Source organism: Isoptericola sp. NPDC057391, assembly GCF_042668085.1.
GTDB lineage: Bacteria > Actinomycetota > Actinomycetes > Actinomycetales > Cellulomonadaceae > Isoptericola.
In genome coordinates this window covers 1-24,485 of sequence record NZ_JBHVBO010000041.1, presented here as the reverse complement: position 1 = coordinate 24,485, position 24,485 = coordinate 1, and the positions used below count along the sequence as shown (strand labels likewise).

20 protein-coding genes are annotated in these 24,485 nt (G+C 75.9%); 13 read left to right on the top strand and 7 right to left on the bottom strand.

Annotated elements, in window-relative coordinates:
- The first annotated feature begins 150 nt into the window (after positions 1–150).
- From ACFUVW_RS08090 to ACFUVW_RS08070, 5 genes are all read left to right on the top strand, one after another.
- Positions 151–381: a helix-turn-helix domain-containing protein gene (locus tag ACFUVW_RS08090; protein WP_429731230.1), complete on the top strand. Its 231-nt coding sequence runs from the start codon at positions 151–153 to the stop codon at positions 379–381.
- A 118-nt stretch (positions 382–499) separates the two neighbouring features.
- A complete protein-coding gene (locus tag ACFUVW_RS08085; RefSeq protein ID WP_430570815.1) occupies positions 500–937 on the top strand; it encodes a (deoxy)nucleoside triphosphate pyrophosphohydrolase in 438 nt (145 codons plus the stop codon).
- 66 nt (positions 938–1,003) lie between these two features.
- The gene (locus tag ACFUVW_RS08080) at positions 1,004–1,675 is read left to right on the top strand and encodes a GAP family protein (protein WP_430570814.1); all 672 of its coding nucleotides are present in this window, start codon (positions 1,004–1,006) and stop codon (positions 1,673–1,675) included.
- Positions 1,676–1,778: 103 nt separating this feature from the next.
- On the top strand, positions 1,779–2,828 hold the full coding sequence (locus tag ACFUVW_RS08075) for a serine hydrolase domain-containing protein (protein WP_430570813.1): 1,050 nt from the start codon (positions 1,779–1,781) through the stop codon (positions 2,826–2,828).
- Positions 2,825–5,731: an FAD-binding and (Fe-S)-binding domain-containing protein gene (locus ACFUVW_RS08070; protein ID WP_430570812.1), complete on the top strand. Its 2,907-nt coding sequence runs from the start codon at positions 2,825–2,827 to the stop codon at positions 5,729–5,731. The genes ACFUVW_RS08075 and ACFUVW_RS08070 overlap by 4 nt, the downstream gene beginning before the upstream one ends.
- 27 nt (positions 5,732–5,758) lie before the next feature.
- Here the strand turns inward: ACFUVW_RS08070 and ACFUVW_RS08065 are convergent, their stop codons facing one another.
- Positions 5,759–6,127 carry a DUF3592 domain-containing protein gene (locus ACFUVW_RS08065; protein WP_430570811.1) on the bottom strand — a complete coding sequence of 123 codons (369 nt, stop codon included), beginning with the start codon at positions 6,125–6,127 and terminating at the stop codon, positions 5,759–5,761.
- Between the two features lie 36 nt (positions 6,128–6,163).
- A complete protein-coding gene (locus ACFUVW_RS08060; RefSeq protein ID WP_430570810.1) occupies positions 6,164–7,360 on the bottom strand; it encodes an alpha-D-ribose 1-methylphosphonate 5-triphosphate diphosphatase in 1,197 nt (398 codons plus the stop codon).
- 153 nt (positions 7,361–7,513) lie between these two features.
- Between ACFUVW_RS08060 and ACFUVW_RS08055 the strand changes: the two genes are divergently transcribed.
- The 4 genes from ACFUVW_RS08055 to ACFUVW_RS08040 are packed head-to-tail and all read left to right on the top strand — an operon-like array spanning position 7,514 to position 11,968.
- Positions 7,514–8,491, top strand: a complete 978-nt coding sequence (locus ACFUVW_RS08055) for a phosphate/phosphite/phosphonate ABC transporter substrate-binding protein (protein ID WP_430570809.1) — start codon at positions 7,514–7,516, stop codon at positions 8,489–8,491.
- Between the two features lie 2 nt (positions 8,492–8,493).
- A complete protein-coding gene (gene phnC, locus ACFUVW_RS08050) occupies positions 8,494–9,309 on the top strand; it encodes a phosphonate ABC transporter ATP-binding protein (RefSeq protein ID WP_430570808.1) in 816 nt (271 codons plus the stop codon).
- Complete coding sequence (gene phnE, locus ACFUVW_RS08045; protein WP_430570807.1) at positions 9,306–10,937, top strand: phosphonate ABC transporter, permease protein PhnE; 1,632 nt, start codon at positions 9,306–9,308, stop codon at positions 10,935–10,937. The genes phnC and phnE overlap by 4 nt, the downstream gene beginning before the upstream one ends.
- Positions 10,913–11,968 (top strand): zinc-binding dehydrogenase, encoded by a 1,056-nt coding sequence (locus ACFUVW_RS08040; RefSeq protein WP_430570806.1) that lies wholly within the window; start codon positions 10,913–10,915, stop codon positions 11,966–11,968. Before phnE ends, ACFUVW_RS08040 begins: the two co-directional genes overlap by 25 nt.
- Positions 11,969–12,006: 38 nt before the next feature.
- On the opposite strand, the gene ACFUVW_RS08035 is transcribed toward ACFUVW_RS08040, so the two are convergent.
- Positions 12,007–12,735: a GntR family transcriptional regulator gene (locus ACFUVW_RS08035; protein WP_430570805.1), complete on the bottom strand. Its 729-nt coding sequence runs from the start codon at positions 12,733–12,735 to the stop codon at positions 12,007–12,009.
- Positions 12,736–12,797: 62 nt separating this feature from the next.
- Here ACFUVW_RS08035 and ACFUVW_RS08030 point away from each other — a divergent pair, with 62 nt between their 5' ends.
- A complete protein-coding gene (locus ACFUVW_RS08030; protein WP_430570804.1) occupies positions 12,798–14,015 on the top strand; it encodes a TIGR03364 family FAD-dependent oxidoreductase in 1,218 nt (405 codons plus the stop codon).
- Positions 14,016–14,053: 38 nt separating this feature from the next.
- Positions 14,054–14,797, top strand: coding sequence for a phosphonatase-like hydrolase (locus ACFUVW_RS08025; RefSeq protein WP_430570803.1), 744 nt, complete (start codon positions 14,054–14,056; stop codon positions 14,795–14,797).
- On the opposite strand, the gene ACFUVW_RS08020 is transcribed toward ACFUVW_RS08025, so the two are convergent.
- Both ACFUVW_RS08020 and ggt read right to left on the bottom strand, forming a co-directional pair.
- A complete protein-coding gene (locus ACFUVW_RS08020; RefSeq protein WP_430570802.1) occupies positions 14,772–15,326 on the bottom strand; it encodes a DUF488 family protein in 555 nt (184 codons plus the stop codon). The genes ACFUVW_RS08025 and ACFUVW_RS08020 overlap by 26 nt on opposite strands.
- Positions 15,323–17,194: a gamma-glutamyltransferase gene (gene ggt, locus ACFUVW_RS08015; protein ID WP_430570801.1), complete on the bottom strand. Its 1,872-nt coding sequence runs from the start codon at positions 17,192–17,194 to the stop codon at positions 15,323–15,325. Before ggt ends, ACFUVW_RS08020 begins: the two co-directional genes overlap by 4 nt.
- A 171-nt stretch (positions 17,195–17,365) precedes the next feature.
- Between ggt and ACFUVW_RS08010 the strand changes: the two genes are divergently transcribed.
- Positions 17,366–21,484, top strand: a complete 4,119-nt coding sequence (locus ACFUVW_RS08010; protein WP_430570800.1) for a phosphodiester glycosidase family protein — start codon at positions 17,366–17,368, stop codon at positions 21,482–21,484.
- Between the two features lie 21 nt (positions 21,485–21,505).
- Here the strand turns inward: ACFUVW_RS08010 and ACFUVW_RS08005 are convergent, their stop codons facing one another.
- A complete protein-coding gene (locus ACFUVW_RS08005; protein ID WP_430570799.1) occupies positions 21,506–22,081 on the bottom strand; it encodes a GNAT family N-acetyltransferase in 576 nt (191 codons plus the stop codon).
- A gap of 89 nt (positions 22,082–22,170) precedes the next feature.
- Between ACFUVW_RS08005 and ACFUVW_RS08000 the strand changes: the two genes are divergently transcribed.
- Positions 22,171–22,395, top strand: a complete 225-nt coding sequence (locus ACFUVW_RS08000) for a hypothetical protein (RefSeq protein WP_430570798.1) — start codon at positions 22,171–22,173, stop codon at positions 22,393–22,395.
- Between the two features lie 100 nt (positions 22,396–22,495).
- On the opposite strand, the gene ACFUVW_RS07995 is transcribed toward ACFUVW_RS08000, so the two are convergent.
- Positions 22,496–24,485, bottom strand: a 1,990-nt coding sequence (locus ACFUVW_RS07995; RefSeq protein WP_430570797.1) for an OmpL47-type beta-barrel domain-containing protein, incomplete at its 5' end; no start/stop codon positions are given.

The window sequence follows — 24,485 nt, the reverse complement described above, 5'->3', positions numbered from 1 at the left end:
CCCTTCGACGGGGCGCGGCCGGCCGTCGTCGTCCCGGCGCGGCAGCGATCCGAGAGATTTCGCGTCATGACCGGGGGCCGGAGACATCTTCTTCCATGACGGCTTCCCCTGGTCGACCTTCGGTCGGCGGCCGTCGACGGAGGAAGAACGATGAGCACGATCGAAATGGCCCCGGTGACGAATCGCCTGTTGACCCGCCGCGAGCGGGTGGTCCTGTCCAACCTGTCCGAGGACGTCACCCTCGAGCAGATCGCGACCAAGCTGTTCGTCACCAGGAACACGGTGAAGTCGCAGGTGCGCAGCGTGTACCGCAAGATCGGTGTCTCCAACCGGGCCGAGGCCGTCGCATGGGCGCGACAGGCCGGGCTGGGAGTCGGCTGACAACCACAGGTGCGAGCCCCGCCCGACGACAGGGGAGGTCGTCGGCGCGGGGCTCTCGCACGTCCGGGCACCGGTCACCGCACCGGCCCGGCGGGGCCCGGATGGCAGACTCGCGGTCATGACAGCACGCCGCCTCGTGGTCGCCGCCGCGATCGTCGACGACCTCGACCGCCCGGCGCGCCTGCTCGCCGCCCGGCGGAGCCGGCCCGAGCACCTCGTGGGCCGGTGGGAGTTCCCGGGCGGCAAGGTGGACCCGGGGGAGACGCCGCTCGAGGCGCTGCACCGCGAGCTGCGCGAGGAGCTGGGCGTGCGGGTCGAGCTCGGCGACGAGCTGCCCGGCCCCGACGACGGCGCGTGGATCATCACCGACCGGCACGTGCTGCGGCTCTGGCTGGCGGTCGTCACCGACGGCGACCCGCGGCCCCTCGTCGAGCACGACGACCTGCGCTGGCTGGACCGGACGACGCTGCTCGACGTCGACTGGCTGGACGGCGACGTCCGGATCGTCGAGGCGCTCGACGCCGTCCTGCACGACCGGGTCGACACCGCGCGCTGACGCCTCGCCGGGCGACGTCGCCCGCCCGCGCCTAGGTTCGGACCATCGCCGGACGGAGGAGCACAGGTGGGCGCAGCGATCGGTCAGTCCCTGCCCGTGGCCGTGGGCGTGCTCATCAGCCCCCTGCCGATCGTCGCGGTGGTGCTGATGCTCGTCAGCCGGCGCGCGAAGGCCAACGCCGCCGCCTTCCTGGTCGGCTGGTTCGTGGCCGTCCTGGTCGTCGTCGCGCTGGTCGCCGTGCTGGCGGGGTCGTCCGTGCCGGACGACGACGGCCCGCCCGCCTGGGCGAGCGTCGTCAAGATCGTGCTCGGCGTGCTGCTCCTGCTGCTCGCGGTGAAGCAGTGGCGGGGCCGGCCGCGCGACGGCGTCGAGCCGGAGACGCCGTCGTGGATGGCGGCCGTCGACCAGTTCACGCCGGGCAAGGCCCTCGGGCTCGCCGTCCTGCTGTCCGCGGTCAACCCGAAGAACCTGCTGCTCGTCGTCTCCGGCGGTGCCGCCATCGCCGCGGCCGCCCCGGGCGACACGAACGCCCAGGTCGTGGCCGCCGTCGTCTTCGCGCTGATCGCGAGCGCCGGCGTCGTGACCCCGCTGGTGATCTACCTGTCGATGGGGGAGCGCGCCGCCCACGTGCTCGACGGGCTGAAGACCTGGATGGTCACCAACAACGCCGTGATCATGGCCGTGCTGCTGCTCGTCATCGGCGCCACGATGATCGGCGACGGCATCTCCGCGCTCTGACGGAGGCGGCCACGGGCCGAAGACTTGTGCCGTACCGCTAGTACGGTAGGGAGAAATCTGCCAGCACCGGGGTCGGCGCCGACCCCGGAGGACGGAGCGCACCGTGCCGCACCTCGCGCAGGCCGCCGGCCCGCTCGCCGGCCGCGCCGACGACGAGGGGTGGTCGTGCGCGGCGGCGCTCGTCGCGACGCCGGCGGGCACGGAGCGGGCGTTCGCCGACGGGCCGGACGGCGCCGGGGAGCCGACGGGCCCGGCGCCGACGGGTGCGGCGACCCGCTTCGACCTCGCGTCGGTGACCAAGGCCTTCGTGGCCGTCACCGCGGCGACGCTCGTCGACGACGGCCTGCTCGACCTCGACGCCCCGGCCCGCGAGGTGCTCGACGTGCCCGCGACGTCGACCGGCGCGACAGCGCGCCACCTGCTCACGCACACCGCCGGGCTGCGCCCCACCTCCCTCGCCTGGCGCAGCGCGACCGACCCGGGCGCCGTGCTCGCCGACGCCCTCGGCCCGCCGGCCGCGCCGCCGGGGGCGGCGCACGCCTACTCCTGCCTGAGCTTCGTCACGCTCGGCCTGCTCCTGGAGGAGCTGGCCGGCGAGCGGCTCGACCGCATGGTGGCGCAGCGGGTGGGGGCGCCGCTCGGGGCGGCCGGCCTGCGGTGGTCGCCCGTCGACGTCGTCGACGTCGCCGACGCCGCCCCCACCGAGGCGGGCACCCCGACGGGCCGCGTGCACGACGAGCTGGCCGCGGCGGCGGCCCGCCCGGTGGGGAACGCCGGGCTGTTCGGCACGCTCGACGACGTCGCGCGGCTGGCGGCGCTGGTCGCCGACCGCGGGGCCGCGGGGGGACGGCAGGTCGTGAGCGAGGCGTCGTGGCGCGCGCTCGTCGAGCCCGACGACGTCGCCGGGCGCGCCGGCGCGCCGTGGGGGCAGGCGCTCGGGCTGCGGCGCGGCGACCCCGGGTTCATGGTGTCCGCGGACCAGGTGGGGCATGCGGGGTTCACGGGGACGTCGTTCGTCGTCGACCTCGCCACGGGGGCGACGGCGGTGCTGCTGACGAACCGCGTCCACGGTGGGCGGGCGTCGAGCGTCGAGGCGCGGCGACGACGGCTGGCGGCGCTGGCCGCAGGGCTCGGCACGCAGGAGGGGCGATGACGGGACGGCGTACGACGCGCGGGGCGGCGGGCACCACCGACGGCACCGGCGGCACCGACGGCTTCGAGCTGCGGACGGACCTGCTGACGCGGGTGGCGCACGCGCACGACGCGTCGCACTACCTGCTGCGCCCGGAAGTCGTGGTGCGGGCGCACGACGTCGACGGCGTGGTCGCCGCGATGCGGGAGGCGAGCCGGCGCGGCCTGCCGGTGACTTTCCGCTCCGGCGGCACGAGCCTGTCGGGGCAGGCGTCGGGCGCGGGGATGCTGGTCGACACGCGCACGCGGTTCACGCGCGTCGAGGTGCTGGACGGCGGGGAGCGGGTGCGCTGCCAGCCGGGCGCGACGTTGCGGCTGGTCAACGGGCACCTGGCCCGGCACGGGCGCCGCCTCGGACCGGACCCGGCCAGCGAGATCGCGTGCACCGTCGGGGGAGTGGTGGCCAACAACTCCTCCGGGATGTCGTCGGGCACGACGCGCACCGCGTACCGGACGGTCGAGGCGATGACGGTGGTGCTGCCCAGCGGCACCGTCGTCGATACGGGGGCGCCGGACGCCGACCCGCGGCTCGCCGCCCTCGAGCCCGACCTGCACCGCGGCCTGGCCGAGCTGCGCGACCGGGTGCGCGGCAGCGCGACGATGCGCGCCGAGGTGGAGCGGCAGTTCGCGATGAAGAACACCATGGGCTACTCGGTCAACGCCCTGCTCGACCACGACGGCCCGGTGAAGATCCTCGAGCACCTGATGATCGGCTCGGAGGGCACGCTGGGCTGGGTCGCGGACGTCACCTTCCGCACGGTGCCGCTGCTGGCGCGGGTCGCGACGACGCTCCTCGTCTTCGACTCGCTCGAGCGGGCCACCGACGCGCTGGTGCCGCTGGGCGCGTCCGGCCCCGAGGCGATCGAGCTCATGGACGCGGCGTCGTTGCGCGTCGCGGCGGCCGACCCGAAGGCCGACCCGTCGATGCGCTCGCTCGCCCGCGGCGCGGGGATCACGGGCCAGACGGCGCTGCTCGTGGAGTACCGCGCCGCCACCGACGACGCCCTGGCGCCCCTGCAGGACGCCGCGCGCGCCGTCGTCGACGGCCTCGCCCTCGAGCTCCCTGCCACGCTCACCACGGACCCCGCCACGCGCGAGCGCCTGTGGCGCGTGCGCAAGGGCCTGTACACGGCGGTGGCGGGCGCGCGCCCGGCCGGCGCGACGGCGCTGCTGGAGGACGTCGTCGTCCCGGTCCCGGACCTCACCGGCACGGTGCGCGACCTGGGTGGGCTGTTCGCCCGCCACGGGTACGAGGACGCCGTGACGTTCGGCCACGCCAAGGACGGCAACCTGCACTTCATGATCACGCCGCGCCTGGGCGACGCGGCGGAGCTGGACCGGTACGCGGCCTTCAGCGACGACCTCGTCGACCTGATCCTGGACCGCGGCGGCTCGCTCAAGGCCGAGCACGGCACCGGCCGCATCATGGCGCCGTTCGTGCGCCGCCAGTACGGCGACGACCTGTACGGCGTCATGCGCGAGATCAAGAGCCTGTGCGACCCGCGCGGGCTGCTCAACCCGGGGGTCCTCCTCACCGACGACCCGCGCGAGCACCTGCGCGACCTCAAGGTCGAGGCGTCCGCCGGCGGCGAGGACGCGCCGCTGGTGGACCGCTGCGTGGAGTGCGGCTACTGCGAGCCGGGCTGCCCGTCGCGCACCGTGACGACGACGCCGCGGCAGCGCATCGCCCTGCTCAAGGAGCTCGCCGTCGCCCCGGAGGGCGAGCGGGAGGAGCTGCAGCAGGCGTACCGGTACTGGGGCGTGCAGACCTGCGCCGCCGACTCCATGTGCGTCGAGGCGTGCCCCGTCGGCATCGACACCGGCATCGTGATGAAGGGGCATCGGGCGCGGTCGAACCCGGCCGTCGTGCAGAAGGGCGGGGAGGCGGTCGCCGGGGCGTGGGGGCCCGTCGTGAACGTGCTGCGCGGCGCGCTCGGCGTGGTGCAGCAGGTGCCGACGCCGGTCGTGCGCGTCGCCTCGGAGGTGGCGCGCGGCGTCGTCGGGACCGACGTCGTGCCCCGGGTCGACGACGACCTGCCCGGCCCGGGGCCGCGGCGCCAGGTCGACGGCGTCGGTGCGGGAGAGCCGCGGGCGGTGCTGTTCGCCTCCTGCATGGGCGAGCTGTTCGCCCCCGCCCCGCGCGGTCTGCCGGACGTCGACGGCAGCGCGCTCGGTGCGGCGTCCGCCCTCCGCGCGCTGTGCGAGCGCGCCGGCATCGGTCTCGCCGTGCCCGAGGGCATCGGCGGGCTGTGCTGCGGCACGCCGTGGGCGAGCAAGGGGCTGCCGGACGGCGCGGCGCGGATGGCGCGGCGGGTGCTCGACGCCCTGTGGACGGCGACGCGCGGCGGGGAGCTGCCGGTCGTGTGCGACGCGTCGAGCTGCACGCACGGCCTGGTCGAGACGCCGCACCACCTCTCCGGGGAGGACGCCGAGCGGTTCGCGCGGCTGCGGATCGTCGACGCCGTGACGTTCGTGCGCACCGACGTGCTGCCGGCGCTCGCGGATCGCGGCGTGGCCGTCGAGCGGCAGGGGAGCGTCGTCGTGCACCCCACCTGCGCGACCGTGCACCTGGGCGCCGTGGACGACCTGCGCGCCGTGGCGGCCGCCGTCGCCGACGACGTCGTCGTGCCCGCCGCGTGGGGTTGCTGCGGCTTCGCCGGCGACCGCGGCATGCTCCACCCCGAGCTCACCGCCGCCGCCACGCACGCCGAGGCCACCGACGTCGCGGCGGGGGAGCGGGCGTTGCCCGGCGTCCGGTATGACGCCTACGTCTCCAACAACCGCACCTGCGAGATGGGCATGGCCCGCGCCACCGGCCGCGACTACGTGCACGTGCTGGAGCTGCTGGAGGCGGCGACGCGCTGACGGCGAGCCACGAGGAGGCTTGCCACCTCACCCGGCCGCCGCGCTACCGTCCACTGCCTTCCAGTCGAACTGGAGCGTGGTGGGCTTCTCGGGCAGGAACTTCACCGGGACGGTCATGCCGGGCTGCACGCGGGGCGCGCGGAACTCGCCGGGGGCGTCGCGGTGGACGACCGTGTGCTCGACGCCCGTCTGCGGGTCGGTGAACCGCAGTGTGAACTCGACGACCTGGGCGTCCCCGCTCCGGGCGGCCGTCGGCCGGGCGGCGACAACCAGCGCGGTGGCGGGCCGACCGCGGCCGTCGATGCGGGCGTCGCGGACGAAGAGCGACACGAGGTAGACCAGGAAGCCGCCGAAGAACACGACGCCGAGGACGAGGGGGAGGAGGTCGCCGGACACGGGCCCATCCTCTCGCGACGCGGGAGCGCCGCGCCGTCAGGCGTGCAGGGCGGCGACGACGGTGGGCCACCGCCCGGCGTGCCGGACGAGCAGGACGTCGGCCCGCGCCCCGGGCACGAGCGCGCCACGGTCGTCGAGCCCCGCGGCGCGCGCGGGGCCCGAGGTGACGAGCCGGACGGCGCCCGGCAGGTCGGTCAGCCGCTCGCGGACGAGCACCTCGACAGCCGTGAGCAGGGACGACGGCACGTAGTCGGAGGCCAGCGCGTCGACCAGGCCGCGGGCCACGAGCTCGCGCGCCGAGACGTTGGCCGCGTGGGACGAGCCGCGGACGGCGTTGGGCCCGCCCGCCACGACGTGCAGCCCCAGCTCCCGGGCCGCGAGCGCCGCCTCCACGGTGGTAGGGAACTCCGCGACGGCGCCGCCGCGGGCCGCCAGGGCCTCGACGTCGGCGCGGGTCTCGGGGTCGTGCCCGGCGAGGCGGATCCGTCCCGCGCGGGCCCACCCGCCGAGCCGCTCGAGGGCGGCCGCCGCGACGTCAGCGCGGCCCTCGCGCTCGGCGCGCCAGGCGGCCACGTGCGCGTGCGCGTCCGGCGGGCTCATGCCCTCGCGCTCGACGAGGAAGCGCTCCATCGTGGCCGGGTCGGCGTACTGCCCGATGCCGGGGGTGTGGTCCTCGTGCGACACCAGCGGAGGGACGTCCCCGGCGTCGCCGGCGAGCGCCGCCTCGAGGTCCGCGAGCCCGGTCAGGCAGCGCACGTCGACCCGGTACAGCACCCGCGCGCCCGCGTCGACGGCGACCGGGTCGCGCAGCGCCGACAGCAGCGGGCCGGGCCCGGGGTCGCCGGCGACCAGCCCGACCGGGGTGCGCTCGCCGAAGGCCACGCCGTGGAACGCGGTGAGGACCCCGCCCGCGGCGAGCCGGTCGGTCGCGGTCCGCACCGCGAGGTCGAGCGGCAGGTCCGCGCCCGGCCGCGGCCGCCGCTCGTGCGCCAGGACGTCGGTGTGCACGTCGACCAGCCCGGGCAGCAGCAGGGCCCCGCCGCCGTCGACGTCCGCGCGGAACCCCGGCGGCCGCTCGCCCACCTCCGCCACGCGGCCGTCGTGCACGACGAGGCGGGCGTCGTCCACCACCCGGTCGGGCAGGACGGCGCGGACGCCGGCGAGCGACCACTCCGCGGGCGGGGCGCCGAGGGTCCAGGGCCTGTCGGTCGCGGCGGGGAGCGAGGTGAACACGGGCGCATCTTGTCCGGACGACCTGGCGAGACGGTTAACGAGGCTTCACCCGGGGTTCATCTTCCCGGGGCCGGCCGGTCGTCGCGGGCTCCCAGACTCCTGGACGGCGCCGGGGGTCGGCGCCCACGCGCAGAGCCCACGACCGGAGACGACATGAAGACCACCAGGACCACCTTCGCCGCCGTGGCGCTCGCCGGCGCCGCGGCCCTCACGCTCGCCGGCTGCGGGTCGCTGGGCACGGCGTCCGCGGGCGGCGGCACCACCGAGCAGGGCTTCCCGGAGGTGCTGCGGCTCGGCGCCATCCCGGCGGAGAACTCCACGAACCTCGCCGAGGGCTACGACCCGATCATCGCGATGCTCGAGGAGGAGACGGGCGCGCAGGTCGAGGTGAGCCAGGCGTCCGACTACGCGGGCGTCATCGAGGGCCTCATCGCCGACAAGGTCGACGTCGCCTTCCTCGGCTCGTTCGCGTACGTCCTCGCGACGCACAACAACGCCGCCGTCACCCCGCTCGCGTCGGTCGTCGCGGAGAAGGGCGCCGAGCCCGGCTACTTCTCCCTCGGCATCACCCAGGGCGACAACGACGCCGTGGACGGCCTGGAGGACTTCGCGGGCAAGACGGTCTGCTTCGTGGACCCGGGTTCGACGTCGGGCTTCCTGTACCCGTCGGCCGGGCTGATCGACGCGGGCGTCATCGAGTCGGGCACGGAGCAGGACGTGGCGGCCGGCGTCGAGCCCGTGTACGCGGGCGGCCACGACGCGTCGGCGCTGGCCGTCGCCTCGGGGGACTGCGAGGTCGGCTTCGCGATGCAGTCGATGGTCGAGGAGACGCTCCCGGCGGCGGGCGACCTCGCCGAGGGCGACCTCAAGGAGGTCTGGAAGTCGGAGACGATCTCCGGCTCGCTCTTCGTCGGCAACGACGCCCTCGGCGACGAGGTGAACCAGAAGCTCGCGACGCTGCTCACCGAGAAGGCGAACTCCGACTACCTGCGCGAGCAGGGCTACTGCGACGGCGAGTGCCTCCTCACCGACGAGGACGCGTGGGGCTTCGTGCCCGCGCAGGACTCGGACTACGACGGCACCCGCGAGGTCTGCGCCATCACCAAGTCCGACAAGTGCGAGGAGGGCTGATCGTGCCGACGACCACCGGCATCGGCACCGGCACCACCACCGACCTCGGCACCGGCGAGCCCTTGGTGCGCGTGCGCGGCCTGCGCAAGGAGTTCGACGGGACGACGGCGCTCGGCGGGGTGGACCTCGACGTGCGGCAGGGCGAGCTCGTCGTGCTGCTGGGGCTCTCCGGGTCGGGCAAGTCGACGCTGCTGCGCTGCCTCAACGGCCTGCACCGGCCGACGGCGGGCGACGTCACGGTGGCCGGCACCCGCGTGGACCGCGCGTCGGCGCGGGAGCTGCGGCACCTGCGCACCGAGGTGGGCTTCGTGTTCCAGCAGTTCAACCTCGTGGGGCGCCTCACCTGCCTCGAGAACGTGCTCATCGGCGGCCTGGGCCGCGTGCGCGGCCCGCGCTACGGCGTGTCGACCTACTCGCGCCGGATGCGGGCGGAGGCGATGGCGCACATCGACCGCGTCGGGCTCGCCGACCAGGCCTACCAGCGGGCGGACACCCTGTCGGGCGGGCAGCAGCAGCGCGTCGCGCTGGCCCGGACGCTGATGCAGCGCCCGCAGGTCGTGCTCGCCGACGAGCCGGTCGCCTCCCTCGACCCGGAGAACGCCGGCACGGTCATGGACCTGCTCGTGCGCGTCTGCGCGGAGGAGGGGCTGACCGTGCTCTGCACCCTGCACCAGGTCGACCTCGCGCTCGGCTGGGCCGACCGCCTCGTCGGGCTGCGGCAGGGCGAGAAGGTGCTCGACCGGCCCGCGGCGGGCCTCACCAAGGACGAGGCGATGGCCACCTACCGGCGGGTGGAGCCCGCGGCGGTGGCGGCATGACGGCGCCCACCCAGGCGCCGCCCCGGAAGACGTCGCCGGCGCCGGTCCCGGCACCGCCGTCCGGCGGCGCCCCGCTGCGGCCGCCCGTCGACGGTCGGCGCCGGGTCCTGCACTGGCTCGCCGGGGGCTCCGTCCTCCTCGCGCTGGCCGCGTCGTCGGCGATCGGCCTCGACCTGCCGACGCTCGTCGCGGGCGGCGAGGACGTGGCGAACCTGCTCGGCCGGATGGTGCCGCCGGAGCTGTCGGACCCGGCCCGGATCGCGACGCTCGCGCTCGACACGGTGCTCATGGCCTTCCTCGGCACGGTGCTCGCGACGCTGCTGTCCGTGCCCCTGGCGTTCCTCGCGGCGCGCACCACGACCCCGCACCCCGCCGTGGCCGCCGTCGCGCGCGGGATCATCACGTTCTGCCGCGCCGTGCCGGACCTCGTGTTCGCCGTGCTGTTCGTCCGGGCCCTCGGCCTCGGCGTGCTGCCCGGCGTGCTCGCCCTCGCCCTGCACTCCGTGGGCATGCTCGGCAAGCTGTTCGCCGACGCGATCGAGGGCGCCGACGAGGGCCCGCGCGAGGCGGTGCGCGCCGTCGGAGTCGGCCGCGTGCGCGAGCTCCTCAACGGCGTCGTCCCGCAGGTCGTGCCCGCGTGGGTGTCGGCGTTCGTCTACCGCGTGGACATCAACCTCCGCACGTCCGTCGTGCTCGGCTTCGTCGGCGCGGGCGGCATCGGCTTCGCCCTGCAGGACGCGCTGCGCGGCCTCGTCTACCCCAAGGCGATGGGGATCGTGCTGGTGATCCTCGTGCTGGTGGCGGGCATGGAGCTGCTGTCCGTCGCGATCCGCCGCCCGCTCCTCGCGCCCCGCAACCCCCGGTACGGGCGGGACCGCGCGGTGCGCCTCGCGGTCGGCGGCGCGGCCGCCGTGCTGCTCGTCGTGTCGTTCGTGCGCCTCGGCATCGACCCGCTCGCGCTCGTCACCTCGGTCCCGGACCTGCTCGCCGTGGCGGGGCGGACGTTCCCGCCCGACCTCACCACGCTGGGTCCCGCGCTGTGGGCGGCGCTGCTCCAGACGCTCGCCATCGGCCTGTCGGCCACCGGCATCGGCGTCGTGCTGTCCCTCCCGCTGGGGCTGCTCGCCGCGCGCAACGTGGCGCCGCACCCCCTGGTGTACGGCGCCGCGCGCACCGCGATCCTCGTGGTCCGCGCGATCCCCGAGCTGATCCTCGCCGTGGTGTTCGTCGCCGCCGTCGGGCTGGGGCCGGTCGCGGGCGCCGTCGCGCTCGGCATCGGGTCGATCGGCTTCCTCGGCAAGCTCGTCGCGGACGCCGTCGAGGAGATCCCGGCCGGGCCCGCCGAGGCCGTGCGCTCCGTGGGCGGCGGCTGGTGGAAGGTCCTGTGCTCCGCCGTGCTGCCCCAGGCCATGCCCGGGATCGTCGGGTCGGGCCTGTACCTCCTGGACGTCAACATCCGCACCTCGACAATCCTCGGGATCGTCGGTGCCGGCGGGGTCGGCTTCCTGCTCTTCGAGGCCGTCCGCACCCTCCACTTCCAGGTGGCGGGCGGGATCGTCCTGCTCGTGTTCGTCGTCGTCCTGCTCATCGAGAGGCTCTCCGGGTGGATCCGCGCTCAGCTGTCCTGACCACCGTCGCGCTGTGGGAGGGCGGCGACGCCGTCCGCCTCGTCGACGTCCCGCTCCCCGCACTCGGGCCGGGGCAGGTGCTCGTCCGCGTGCTCCTCGCCACCGTGTGCGGCAGCGACCGGCACACCGTCTCCGGGCGGCGCCCGTCGCCGTCGCCGTCCGTCCTCGGGCACGAGGCCGTGGGGGAGATCGTCGAGGTCGGCCCCGGCGGCGCGGTCGGCGACGACGGCGGCGCGCTCTGCGCGGGCGACCGGGTCGTCTGGGGGGTGACGGTCGCGTGCGGCGAGTGCGACCGCTGCCGCGACGGCCGCACCGCGAAGTGCCGGTCGGTGCGGAAGGTGGGGCACGAGGCCTTCGACTCGGGCTGGCCGCTGTCCGGCACCTACGCCCGGCACGTCGTCCTGCCGGCGGGCGCCACGATCGCCCGGGTGCCCGTCACCGTGCCCGACGCGCTCGCCGCCCCGGCCGGGTGCGCGACGGCGACCGTCATGGCGGCGGTCGAGGCCGCGGGCCCGCTGGCGGGCCGTCGCGTGCTCGTCAGCGGGGCGGGGATGCTCGGCGTGGCCGCCGTCGTCGCCGCGCGGGACGCCGGGGCGGCGGAGGTCGTGGTCACCGACCCCGACCCCGGGCGACGCGACCTCGCGGCGCGCTTCGGCGCCGCCGCGACCCTCGGGACGGAGGGAGCGGTCGGGCCGGTCGACGTCGCGATCGAGCTGTCCGGCGCGAGCCCGGCCGTGGCCCGCTGCCTCGACGCGCTCGACGTCGGCGGGCGGCTCGTGCTCGTCGGCTCCGTCGCGCCGTCGCCCGCCGTGCCGCTCGATCCGGAGCGCGTGGTGCGCGGCTGGCTCACCGTGACCGGCGTGCACAACTACGAGCCGCGCCACCTGCGCGCGGCGCTGCGACTGCTGGACCGGACCCGGGACGACGTGCCCTGGGGCGAGCTCGTCACGCCCGCCGCGCCGCTGGTCGACGTCGCCGCGCTCCTCACCGGGCCGGCCGGCACCGCGCCCCGCGCGGCGGTGGCGCCGTGACGGGCATCGGGACGAGCGTCGTGACGGGCGGCCTCGGCTCAGCCGTCCCGGCCCTGCCCCAGCTCCAGGACGACGCGCACGGCGTCGGCGCGCACCCACCGCTCGGTGAACAGCAGCGGCCGCCCGTCGGCGCCGTCGCGGGCGAGGCTCACCATCAGCCACGCCGGGTCGCCCGGCCGGCAGCCGAGGCCGTCGCTCGCCTCCTCGGGCGCGGGTTCCATGCTGGCCCGCGTCCACGCCCGCTCGGGGTGGGTGCTGGCCGACTCGCGCAGGATCGTGTCGAGGGACTCCTCGAGCCGCAGCGCGGCGGGCAGCTCGGGCACGAGCTCGTGGGCGAGCCACTCGACGCCCCACGCCGCCGGCATCTCGTCGATGTGCGACCGCCGCACCAGGCGGAAGCCGCGGGTGCCGGCGGGGACCTCCAGCGCGGCGGTGACGTCGTCGGGCAGGGGGACGTCGTCGCAGGCCAGCACGACCGTGCGCGGCGACGCGCCCGCCTCGCGCAGCGTCCGGCTCCACGACGGCGCGCGCCCCGGCGCCACGAGGTAGTCGACGCGACGGCGCGTGAACGTGCCCAGGCCCTGGATGCGGCTCACGAGCATCCGACGCTCCAGCTCGCCCAGCGCGGCGCGGGCCGCCGCGCGCCCGACGCCGAACCGGCGGCCCACCTCCGCCTCGGAGGCGACGCGCGTGCCGGACGGCAGGCCCGCGAGCTCGTCCGCGAGCACGCGCACGATCCGGGCCGACGGCCCCTTCTCGCTGTTCACGCCCGGACCGTACCGGCCCCAGGTGGCCGTGCGGTGAACGACCCGATCCCCGGAGGGACCCCGTGACCGGCTCGACGACGGGAACGACGACGGGCGCGACGACGAGCCCGACGCTCCCGACCCCCGTCCCGTCCCCTGGTCCGTCCGCGTCGACCGGCCGCCGCGTCGTGGTGGTGGGCGCCGGGGTGGTGGGCCTCGGCGCGGCCGCGGAGGCGCACCGGCGCGGCTACCGGGTGACGGTGGTCGAGCAGGCGGCGGGCGTCGTCGGCTCCTCGGTGCAGAACTTCGGGCACGTGTGCACGACGGCGCAGGCCGGGGACGCGCGCCGGTACGCGCTCGCCGCCCGCGGGCGCTGGCTGGCCCTCGGGGCCGCGGCCGGGTTCGACGTCGCGCCCGTCGGCACGCACGTCGTGGCCCGCACCGCCGCCGAGCTGCGGCTGCTCGGCGAGCTCGCGGACGAGCGCGGGGCCGACGAGGTGCGCCTCCTGGACGCCGCCGCGACGCGGGCGGCCGTCCCCGTGCGCCCGGAACCGGTCGTCGGGGGCGCGCACCTGCCGCTCGACCTGCTCGTCGACCCGCGGGCCGCGGCGCCCGCCCTGGCCCGCTGGCTGGAGGCGCAGGGCGTGACGTTCCGCTGGCGCACCGCCGCCCGCGCCGTCGCGCCCGGCCGCGTCGTCACGACCCGCGGCGTCGAGGAGGCGGACGTCGTCGTGGTCGCCGCGCACCACGACCTCGACCGCCTGCTGCCGGACCTGGCCGAGGAGATCGGGCTGCGGCGCTGCCGGCTGCACATGCTGCGCGTGCGCCCCGAGGGCCCGCGCGCGGCGCCCGGCCTCGCGACCCCGCTGCTCACCGGCTGGTCGATGGTGCGGTACGCGGCGTTCGCGGCCTGCCCGTCGGCGCCCGACGTCGCGGCCGAGCTCGCCGCGGCCGACCCGGCGGGGGCGCGCTGGGACGTCAACCTCATGGCGACCCCGCAGGGCGACACGCTGCTCCTCGGGGACACCCACCTGCGCGCGGACGACGCGCCCGTGTTCCAGGACGAGGAGGGGTTCGACGTGCTCCTGCGCCTCGGCCGCGACCTGTTCGGCGCCCAGGCCGACGGCCTCCGCGTCGTCGAGCGCTGGCAGGGCACCTACGTCACGGCCCCGGGGCGGGAGTTCCTCGTCGCCGAGCCGGAGTCCGGCGTGCACGTCGCCGCCGTCACCACCGGCATCGGCATGACCACCGGGCTCGGCCTCGCCGCCGACGTCCTCGACCGGGCCGGCGTCACCGCCTGAGCCGCCTCCACCACGACCACCCACCGGAAGGAAGCACCGTGAACGACCCCGCACTGAACGACACCACCCTGCACGACCCCGCCCGCATCGAGCTCGCCGCGTTCGACGTCGCCGGCACGACCGTGGAGGAGGGCGGCGCCGTCTACCGCGCGCTGCACGACGCCGTGCGCCGGCACGGCAGCACCGCGGACGTCGCCGACGTCGCCCGCTGGATGGGCGCCGACAAGCGCACCGCCATCCGCGCCCTGCTGGCGCTCGGCGGCGACCCGTCCGCCGTCGAGCCGGCGTTCGCCGACTTCGAGCGCCTGCTGCGCGAGGCCTACGACGCCACCCCGCCGGTCGCGATGCCGGGCGTGCTCGACACGTTCGCCGACCTCCGGGCACGGGGTGCGCGCATCGCCCTGACGACCGGCTTCTCCGCCGACGTCACGGGCCTCCTGCTCGACCGGCTGGGCTGGACGGAGGGCGTCGTGGACGCGGTCGTGACCACCGACGACGTGCCCGCCGGCCGCCCTGCGCCGTACATGGTGCACCGGGCGATGGAGCGCACGGGCGTCACCGACGTCGCCCGCGTGCTCACCGCGGGCGACACCGTGCTCGACCTCGAGGCCGGGACGAACGCCGGTGCCGCGCTCGTCGTCGGCGTGCTCAGCGGGGGCGTGCCGCGCACCGTGCTGGAGGCCGCACCGCACACGCACGTCCTCGACAGCGTCGCCGACCTGCCCGCCGTCCTCGACGCCGTCCCGTCGCGGGTGCTCACGGGCCCGACGCCGGGTACGTGACCTCGCCGCCGGCACCGACGACGGCCCCGGCGCTCAGCCGCGCGTCCTCGACCCGGCCCTGCGCGAGGACGTGCCGCACGGCCTCTCCCCGGGCCAGGAGGTGGTCGGCGACGATGCGCCGGTGGCACCGCCACCACACGGCCTCGGCGCACATGACGGCCAGCCGCCGCGTGCGTCCCTGCTCGCGCAGCTCGGAGAGGGCCCGCCGGAACTCGTCCGAGAGCGCGTGGTCGGCGTAGTGGTGGAAGCTCCGGTTCTCCCACCACCCGTTCACCTCCGGCGGGACGTCGCGGCTCGCCGGGCGCCGGCCCGCAAGACCGGCGGCCCGGTGGAGGTCGATCCCCTCGGCACGGAGGGACCGCCGCAGCGCGTCCTCGTCGAACCAGGGGTACCGCGCCGAGCCCGGCAGCCGGCGGACGTCCACGACCAGCTCGATCCCGGAGCCGTGGAGCAGGTCGACGAACTCGGCGAGGGCGCGGTTCGAGTGCCCGACCGTGAAGAACGGCGCGGACGGGCGGTCGCCCGTCACCGGTCGGCGGGCTCCACCACCATGGCCGCGCCGCCGCCGCGGCGGCGCGGCTCGGAGACGGCGGTGAGCAGGCCGTCGTCGCCGATCTGCACGGCGGTCGCGGCGCCGATCTCCGCGGCGGACGTGAACTGGTCGCCCGACGGCACGAGCGTGTGCCCGTACGCCTCCAGCCCGGGACCGTACGCGGCGATGAACTCCGGCTCCGCGGTGACGGACGCCGTGTTGCGCTGCGCGGCGCGCGGGGCGGCGAGCGCGTCGCCGATCGGCATGCCCCGGTCGAGGTGGTTGGTGAGCGTCTGCAGCACGGTCGTGATGATCGTGGAGCCGCCGGGGGAGCCGAGCGCCAGGACCGGGTCGCCGTCGCGCAGCACGATCGTCGGCGACATCGACGACCGCGGCCGCTTGCCCGGCTCGATGCGGTTCGGGTCGTCCGCCCGCCACACGGTCGAGAAGTCGGTGAGCTCGTTGTTCAGCAGGAAGCCGCGGTCCGGCACGAGCATCCCCGAGCCGCCGGTCTGCTCGATCGTCAGCGTGTACTCGACGACGTTCCCGTCGCCGTCCACCACGGTGAGGTTGGTCGTGGAGACGTTCTCCGTGTCGGAGTCGGCGGGGGCGATCGTCTCGCCGCACGCCGCGTCGTCGGCCTCGACGTCCCCGGGCGCGACGGGCTTCGTCGCCGCCGCCTCCGGGTCGAGCAGGCACGCGCGCTCGGCGGCGAAGTCGTCCGACAGCAGGGTGTCCAGGGGGACGTCGACGAACGTCGGGTCGCCGACGTACGCGCCGCGGTCGGCGAACGCGAGGGCGCTCGCCTCGAGGTAGTGGTGCAGGTAGGCGGCGTCGTCCATCCCCGACAGGTCGAAGGTCTCGAGGATGTTCAGCGCCTCGCCCACCGTGGACCCGCCGCTGGAGGACGGCGCCATGCCGTAGACGTCGTAGTCGCGGTAGTCGGACACCGTCGGGTCCTGCACCAGCGCCTCGTACCCGGCCAGGTCGCCGAGGTCGAGGTAGCCGGGCGGCACGGGCAGGTCCGTGTCCGGCGACGTCTGCGGGCGCTGCACGGCGTCGACCATCTCGGCCGCGAGCTGGCCGCCGTAGAACGCGTCGGTGCCGCGCTTCGCCAGCAGGTCGTACGTGTCCGCCAGGTCACGGTTGCGGAACACGCTGCCGACGGCGGGCGGCTCCCCGCCCGGCAGGTAGAGCTCCGCCGTCGCGGGGAACGCCGCGAACCGCTCGGCGTTGCTCTTCGTCTGGTCGTGGAACGTCTGGTCGACGACGAAGCCGCGGCGCGCCAGCTGCGTCGCCGGCTTCAGCGCCTTCTTCAGGGAGTAGGTGCCCCACTCGTCCAGCGCCGTCTGCCAGGTGGCGGGCGTGCCCGGCGTGCCGACCGAGACGCCGCTGGTCACCAGGTCCGGGGTGAACGGGTACGGCTGGCCGGTGGCCGGGTCGATGAACGCGTCGTTCGGCATCTCCGCCGGAGCCGTCTCGCGGCCGTCGATCGTCTGCACCTCGCCGCTGTCGGCGTCGTAGTACACGAAGTACCCGCCGCCCCCGATGCCGGCGCTGTACGGCTCGGTCACCCCCAGCGCGGCGGCCGCCGCGACCGCCGCGTCGACCGCGTTGCCGCCCTTGCGCAGCACCTCCAGGCCGACCCGGCTCGCCTCCGGGTCCACGGTGCTGATCGCGCCGCCGTAGCCGACGGCGGTGGGCACCTTCACGTCGTCGCGCGGGTGGGCGCTCGCGGTCGTCGCGGCGGTGGTGCCCACCAGGGCGGTCGTCGCGGTCAGCGTCGCCGCGCCCAGCGCGGCGAGGACGCGGGTGCGACGGGCGGGTCGGGGTGCGGGGCGGGGGGTGGAGCGTCGGCGGTCCATGCGTTCCACCATGGCGGATCTCGACGACGGTCGCGCGCCGTGCGGCGGCGTTCCGGTGCCCCGTGGCGGTGAAAAGTTTCCCTCCTGGTTGACATCGTGAAAGTTGGTGGCAACCTGGTCGCGGGACGCTGCGACGGCGCACGTCCCGGCCCGACCAGCGGAGGACCCCCGATGAGCCGAGCACACCACCGAGCACAGCGCCGGGCCCTGCCCCGCGCCCGACGCACCGTCCCTGTGGGGGTCGGTCTCCTGCTCGGCCTGGCGATGGCGGTGCCCGCGGGCGCCGCCGCGGCCGCGCCGCCGGACGACCCGCGCGACCTGCCGGTCGCCACCGCCGGCGTCGCGCCCGCGACGACCGGCGCCGTCACCGGGAACGTCACGGACGACGTCGCCGACCTGCCCCTCGACGACGCGGGCGCCGCGATCGTCACCGAGCGCACCGAGCGGCTGATCGCGCCGGGCCTGGAGCTCACCGAGTTCGCCCGGGTCTCCGCCGAGGGCTGGCTGAGCGGCGAGGTGCTCGTCGCGCACCTCGGCCGGGACGACGGGCCGCGGCTCGGCTACCTCGGGCCCGACGCCGTCGCCGGCAACGCGACCGTGAGCGAGATGGCCGCCGACCGGGGCGCCGTCGCCGCGATCAACGGCGACTTCTTCGACATCAACAACTCCGGCGCCGCGCTCGGCGCGGCCGTGGACGACGGCACGCTGCTCAAGTCCGCGGCCCCCGGCCGCGAGAAGGCGCTCACCGTCGACTCGTCGGGCGTCGCGCGCCTCGCCGAGCTGTTCCTCGAGGGCACGGTCACGCTGGGCTCCGGCGCGGACGCCCGCGAGCTGCCCGTCGCCGGGCTCAACGTCACCGCCGTCCCGGCGGGTGGCGTCGCCGTCTTCGACGCCGCGTGGGGAGACGCCGCGCGCACCCGGCCGCTCGGCGCGGGGGAGCAGGGCGTGGAGGTGCAGGTCCGCGGCACGGACGGTTCCCCCGGGACGGTGGTCGCGGTGGGTGCGCCGGGCTCCGGCCGCCTGCCCGACGGCGTCCGCGCCGTCGTCGCCCGGCCGGGGGCCGCGGCCGACGCCCTCGCGGCGCTGTCGCCCGGCGACGAGGTCACGCTCGCCTACGGCCTGCGCGACGACCTCGGCGAGCTCCGCACCGCCATCGGCGGCGACCCCGACGACTGGCTGCTCGAGGACGGCGAGGTCACGTCGTCCACCAGCGACTTCGCGACGCTCCGCCACCCGCGCACCGCGGTGGGCCTCAGCGCGGACGGCGCGACGGCGTACCTCGTGGTCGTGGACGGCCGCCAGGCGCAGAGCATGGGCGCCTCCCTGCCCGAGCTGGGCCGGTTCCTCGGCCAGCTCGGCGCGGACGACGCGATCAACCTCGACGGCGGCGGCTCGACGACGATGGTCGCGCGGCTGCCCGGCGACTCGGGCACCAGCGTGCTGAACAGCCCGTCCGACGGCGCCGAGCGCCTGGACGCGAACGGCCTCGGGCTGTTCACCCCCGAGGGCTCGGGCGAGGTGCACGCGTTCGACGTCCGCGCGGCCGTGCCCACGGGCGACGCGCCCGCCGGCGACGCGCTGCGCGTCTTCCCGGGCCTGCACCGCACCCTGACCGCGGCGGGGTACGACGAGAGCCGCGCCCCCGTCGACACCCGGCCGGACGGATGGACCACGACCGACGCGGCCGTCGCGACCGTCGCCCGCACCGACGAGGGCGCGGGCGTCGTCACCGGCGTCGCGCCGGGCTCCGCGACCGTCCGCGCCGCGACCCCCGCGTCGGACGGCGTCGCGACGGGCTCCGCGGACCTCACGGTGCTCGGCCGCCTCGAGCGCCTCACGGTGCCCGAGCCGGTCGTCACCCTCCCGGACGCCGACGCGACCGCGTCCCTCACCGTCGTCGGGCACGACGCCGACGGGTACTCGGCGCCGGTCGAGGCGCGGGACGTCGAGGTCACGGGCGGCGACGGCGTCGCCGCGCTGGAGCCGGCGGCCGACGGGTCGTTCACGGTCCGGGCGCTGCAGGGCTCCGGCGCCGCGACGTTCACGCTCGCGGTCGGCGACGAGCGGGTCGAGGTCGCGGTGGCGGTCTCGCTCGAGGACGTCGTCGTGGCCGACCTGGCCGACGCCGACCGCTGGACCTCCGCCCACGACCGCGCCCCGGGCGGGTCCGTCGCCCCGGCCGAGGGCCACGAGGGCGCGGCGGGGATGAGGCTCACCTACGACTTCACGCATTCCACCGCGACGCGCGGCCAGTACGCCGTCGCGCCGGACGGCGGCGTCGTGGTGCCGGGGCAGCCCCGCACGCTCACGGCGTGGGTGCACGGGGACGGGAACGGGGCGTGGCTGCGGCTGCAGGTGCGCCAGGGCGACGGCGTCGTCACCAACCTCGACGGCCCGACCGTCTCGTGGGAGGGCTGGCGCCAGGTGCAGGTCACCGTCCCGGAGGGCGTCGCGTTCCCGCTCACGCTGCAGCGCCTGCGCCTCCTCGAGACGCGGGCCGCGGAGCAGTACACGGGGGAGGTCGTCGTCTCCGACCTGCGGGCCCAGGTGCCGCCGGACGTCGAGGCGCCGGAGGCGGAGCGGGTCGAGGACCCGGTGGTCGTGGCCGAGGGCGCGACGGACGACGCCCCGCTGCGCGTCGCGGTGATGTCGGACGCGCAGTTCGTCGCCCGCGACCCGGGGTCCGGGGCGGTGCAGGGCGCGAAGCAGGCGCTGGCCGAGATCGTCGCGGCCGACCCGGACCTGCTCGTCATCAACGGCGACCTGGTGGACGAGGCGTCGCCTGCCGACTTCGACCTCGCGCGCCAGGTGCTCGACGAGGGCCTCGCCGACGCGGACTTCCCCTGGTACTACCTGCCCGGCAACCACGAGGTCATGGGCGGCTCCATCGAGAACTTCGAGGACGAGTTCGGCGAGCGCACGCACGTCGTCGACGTGCCCGGCGACGCGGGCACCACGCGCCTGGTCATGCTCGACTCGTCGTCCGGGCGGCTGGGCAGCGACTTCGCCCAGCTCCGCTCGCTGCGGGACGCGCTGGACGACGCGGCCGCCGACGACGCCGTGACCGGCGTCGTGACCTTCTTCCACCACCCGCTCGACGACCCGCTGCCCACCAAGGCCAGCCAGCTCGTCGACCGGGTGGAGGCGGAGACGCTGCGCGGCTGGTTCGAGGACTTCCGCGAGACGTCGGGCAAGCAGGTCGCGTCCGTCGGGTCGCACGTGGGCGTCTTCCACGCTGCCACGGCGGACGGGATCCCGTACGTCGTCAACGGGAACTCCGGCAAGAGCCCGGCGAGCACGCCCGCCGACGGCGGGTTCACCGGCTGGTCGATGGTCGGCGTCGACCCGGCGGCCGAGGGCACCGGCGACGGCGGCTGGTTCTCCTGGGAGGTCGAGGCGCGCGCCGAGAGCGTCGCCGTGAGCGGCCCTGAGGAGCTCGCGGTGGGCACGTCGGGGCAGGTCAGCGCGCTGCTGACGCAGGACGGCACCCGCGAGGTCCCGGTCGCGTGGCCCGTCTCGTCCCGCTGGGGCGGAGACCGGGTGTTCGTGGGCGTCCCCGAAGACGCCCCGGAGGGCTCCGTGCTGGCCCTCCACCCCGCGACGCACGAGGCCACCGCCGTCGCGCCCGGCCGCGCCACGGTGGAGGTCGAGGTGAACGGCGTCGTCGGCACGCTCGAGGTGCTGGTGCCCGCCGGGGCGCCCGGCACGGCGCGGATCAGCGACGACAACGGCTGGGACACCGGCCTGCGCGACGGCGACTACCGGGTGCTCGTCGACCTGTGGTGGGGCGAGAACGCCACCAGCCTCAAGCTCTACGAGGACGGGGAGCTGATCCACACGGAGAAGCTCACGCACGGCGGCACCGACGCGCAGCGGGTCGCTGTCCCGGTGACGGGCAGGCCGAACGGCGAGTACGAGTACACGTGCGAGCTCGTCAACGCGGCCGGGACGACGCCGTGCGCCGGCCCGCACACGGTGCGCGTCACCGACGCGAACCCGGGCAGGCCGACCCTGTCCCACGACAACGCCTCCGACGAGGTGCCGGGCGACGGCGACTACGTGGTCTCCATGCACAAGTGGTGGGGCACGCAGGCCACCGGCTACGTGCTGTACGAGGACGGCGTCGAGGTGGACCGGCAGGAGCTGGTGCCCGGCACGGGGGGAGAGGCGCAGTCCGCCGCGACGGTGCTCACCGACCGGGAACCCGGCACGCACCGGTACGTCGCGGTCCTCACCAACGCCGCCGGCGAGACCCGCAGCAAGGAGCTGACCGTCCGCGTGCGACGCTGAGCGGTCGACGTGCCCGCCGGGTCAGGCGGCGGGCACGTCGGCGCGCATCACCCAGCGCCACTTGGCGATCCGGCGGTCGCGGACGAAGCCGAGCTGCTCGTAGAGCGCCTCCGGGCCGGTGTGGAGGTAGGCCCCGCGCTGCGGCGGCCGGTCGGCGGTCTGCTCCGGGTACGCCTCGACCACCCCGCCTCCGGCGTGCGCGATGGCGTCCAGGGCCGCGCCGACGGCTGCCCGGGCGACCCCGTGCCCCCGGTGCTTCCCCGCCGTGAAGATGCAGCCGATGCGCCACGTCGGGGGCTCGCCGGCTCCCTGCTCGTACCGCGCGCGGTTCTGGATGTTCGGCAGCTCGGCGGGGGTGCCGTACTGGCACCAGCCCACGCACGCGTCCCCGTCGTAGACGAGGACCTGTCGCACCGTGCCCGCGCGCGTGTGCGCGAGCTTGGCGGCGCGGTTGCCCTCGGGCGTGCCGTCCCGGGGCAGGCCCTCCGGGTGGAACCCCATGCACCAACACCCGCCCCACACGCCGTGGTGGGCCTCGACGAGCGCCGCGAAGTCGTCCCACGTGTCGGTGGTCAGGTGCTTCGTCGCGTACCCCATGCCCGGACGATAGGCACGGCGCGTCGCACAGGCACGGGCGCCGCCGGGGTCGTTCGCCGCGCCCGCCGTGGTCGGCCTATCCTCGGACCATGAGCGACTTCCAGGTCAACCCCCGCGTCAAGTCCGAGCCCACCGGAGCCGTCCTCGGCCGATTCCTCGGCGCGCTCGTGCTCTTCGTGGGCGGCCTGGTGCTGCTCGGCTCCGGCGCCTCCGGCGGCAACCCGACCCTGGACCCGTACATGGTCGTCGGCGGCATCCTCGCCGTCGGGCTGGCCTTCGGCCTGCCGATGATCGGCGCGCACGAGCGCGGCTGACCCGCACCGCTCCTTCGAGTTGTGGGCGCTCGATCGGCGCTGTTCCCTCGCGGGATAGCGCCGATCGAGCGCCCACAACCTGTGTCGTGTCGTCGTATCGTCAGCGTCGCGTGACCGCCAGGACCTCTGAGACGTTCCCCGCGCGGTCCGTGGCACGGGCCTCGACGCGGTCGTGCGGGCCGATCGGGATCGCTCCCCGGTACGTGACCCACTCGCCGCGGCCGACGCGGTACTCCACGAGCGCGACGCCGGATGCGTCGTCCGTCGCGGCGAGGGTCAGGGACTTCCGGTTCGGGTGCGCCCACGCGGACGTGAGCTCCGGCGCCGTCACGTCCGGCAGCAGGTAGGCGCCGACGCCCTGGGCCGCGGTGCGCGTCGTGTCCTCCAGCAGCCACCGGGTCGCGTCGGACGGGTCGGACAGGGTGAGCGAGACGCCCGACGTGGTGCGGCCGTCGACGTCGAGCGCGCCGCCGGTCGCGCCGTTGACCAGGTGCCCGTCGTACGGCTCGGCGTCGGTGGTCGTGTCCGGCACGAACGTCCACCGCTGCCGTGGGTCGTCCGCGTCCGCCTCGACGCCGGCGTACCGGACCTCGCTGTCCGAGACCGCGGCGAGCGACCCCGAGTCGTCCGACGCCGCGATCGTGTACGCGCCGCCGCCGACCGGGGCGAGCGACCACACGCCGTCGCCCCACCTCGACCAGACGACGACGTCGCGCTCGGGGTGGTCGGCGTCGCCCGCGTACCGGTCGACCTGGTACTCGGTGCCGATCCCGTCGGTGACGATCCGGAACCTGTCGGTGGTGAAGTCGACGTCCTCGGCGGTGGCGCGCTCGGGCCGCTCCGGGAGCTGGGTGTGGTCGCCGTGGTGGACGTCGGGCGCCGGCTCGTCCCACGGGGCGGGGAGCGTGAGGTCTGCGGGGTAGACCTTGGCGAACAGCGCGTAGGCCTGCGGGTCGTAGGCCTTCAGCTCGGCCCGCGTGTTGATCGGGCTGCGCACGCCGTCCGTCCAGTCCGGCTTCTCCGCCATCACGTCGAACCAGATGGCCGACAGGGTCGCGAAGTACTCGTCGATGTTGCCGATCGCGTAGGTGTTCGGCCACCGGCCGGTCGTCCACGAGTTCTCGTAGGCGGCGTACAGCTCGTCGGAGAGGCTCTTGTCCGCCAGCGTCTCGATGCCCACCAGCCGCACGGCGTGGCCGAACTCGTGCACCAGGATGTTCTCGTTCGGGTAGCCGGTGTTGAGGAACGGGTTCGCGTTCCCGCGGGTGCGCAGCACGTTGCGCTCGGAGATCGACGACACGCAGCCGTTCCACTCGCTGCCGCCGTAGCCCTCGACGTCGTACATCTCGGGGTCGTAGCCGCCGCGGTGCTCGGGCACGAGGTAGGCGTTCTCCCTCGCCGCGTACACGGCGAGCGAGCAGCCGAAGTCGGCCATCCGCGCCGCGATCCCGTTGTCGGCCTTGCCGAGCTGGACGTCCACCTGCGCGGCGGCCAGGTCGAGCGTGGCCGGGTCGACGCGCGGGTTCGCCTTGACGACGATCCCGGAACCCGTCGTCACGGACTGCGTGTAGTAGTCGAGGCGCGGGACGCCCGTGTACGTCGCGTCCTGGGCGGGCCGGCCCTCCGCGTCCTCGATCTGCGACCCCTCCACCGTGACGGTGAGGGGCTCGTCCGGGTCGAGCGTGCCGGTGTAGGCGATGCTCGCCAGGTGCAGGTCCTCGGGCAGGCGGGCCATGCTGTTCGCCGCCGACGCCGCGATCTGCCGGTTGTCCTTGTCGAAGAAGATCGTGTCCGTCGGCCCGGTGGCGGGCTTCGCGGTGAGGGCGACGGTCGTGCCGCCCTGGGTGAGCGTGACGTTCTCGGGGCTCACGGCCGCGGTCTCGTCGACGTACCGGTCCCACGAGATCTCGAGGAACTTGCCCTCGTTGATCACGCGGACCTCGGTGACCTGCGGCCCGTCGTACGTCGGGTCGGCGGCCACGGCGCCGTCGGGGGCGACCGGGATCGTCGCGGCGTCCTCGGCCGTGGCGGGGCCCGCCACGGCGAGCAACGACACGGCCGTCGCGGCCGCCGTCATCGCGGCGGCGACG

Bases quoted from the DNA above. Each gene is read 5' to 3' on its own strand.
- ACFUVW_RS08010 (WP_430570800.1), top strand. From the start codon at position 17,366: ATGAGCCGAGCACACCACCGAGCACAGCGCCGGGCCCTGCCCCGCGCC.
- phnE (WP_430570807.1), top strand. From the start codon at position 9,306: ATGACGGCGCCCACCCAGGCGCCGCCCCGGAAGACGTCGCCGGCGCCG.
- ACFUVW_RS08090 (WP_429731230.1), top strand. From the start codon at position 151: ATGAGCACGATCGAAATGGCCCCGGTGACGAATCGCCTGTTGACCCGC.
- ACFUVW_RS08070 (WP_430570812.1), top strand. From the start codon at position 2,825: ATGACGGGACGGCGTACGACGCGCGGGGCGGCGGGCACCACCGACGGC.
- ACFUVW_RS08055 (WP_430570809.1), top strand. From the start codon at position 7,514: ATGAAGACCACCAGGACCACCTTCGCCGCCGTGGCGCTCGCCGGCGCC.
- ACFUVW_RS08085 (WP_430570815.1), top strand. From the start codon at position 500: ATGACAGCACGCCGCCTCGTGGTCGCCGCCGCGATCGTCGACGACCTC.
- ggt (WP_430570801.1), bottom strand. From the start codon at position 17,194: ATGGACCGCCGACGCTCCACCCCCCGCCCCGCACCCCGACCCGCCCGT.
- ACFUVW_RS08000 (WP_430570798.1), top strand. From the start codon at position 22,171: ATGAGCGACTTCCAGGTCAACCCCCGCGTCAAGTCCGAGCCCACCGGA.
- ACFUVW_RS08005 (WP_430570799.1), bottom strand. From the start codon at position 22,081: ATGGGGTACGCGACGAAGCACCTGACCACCGACACGTGGGACGACTTC.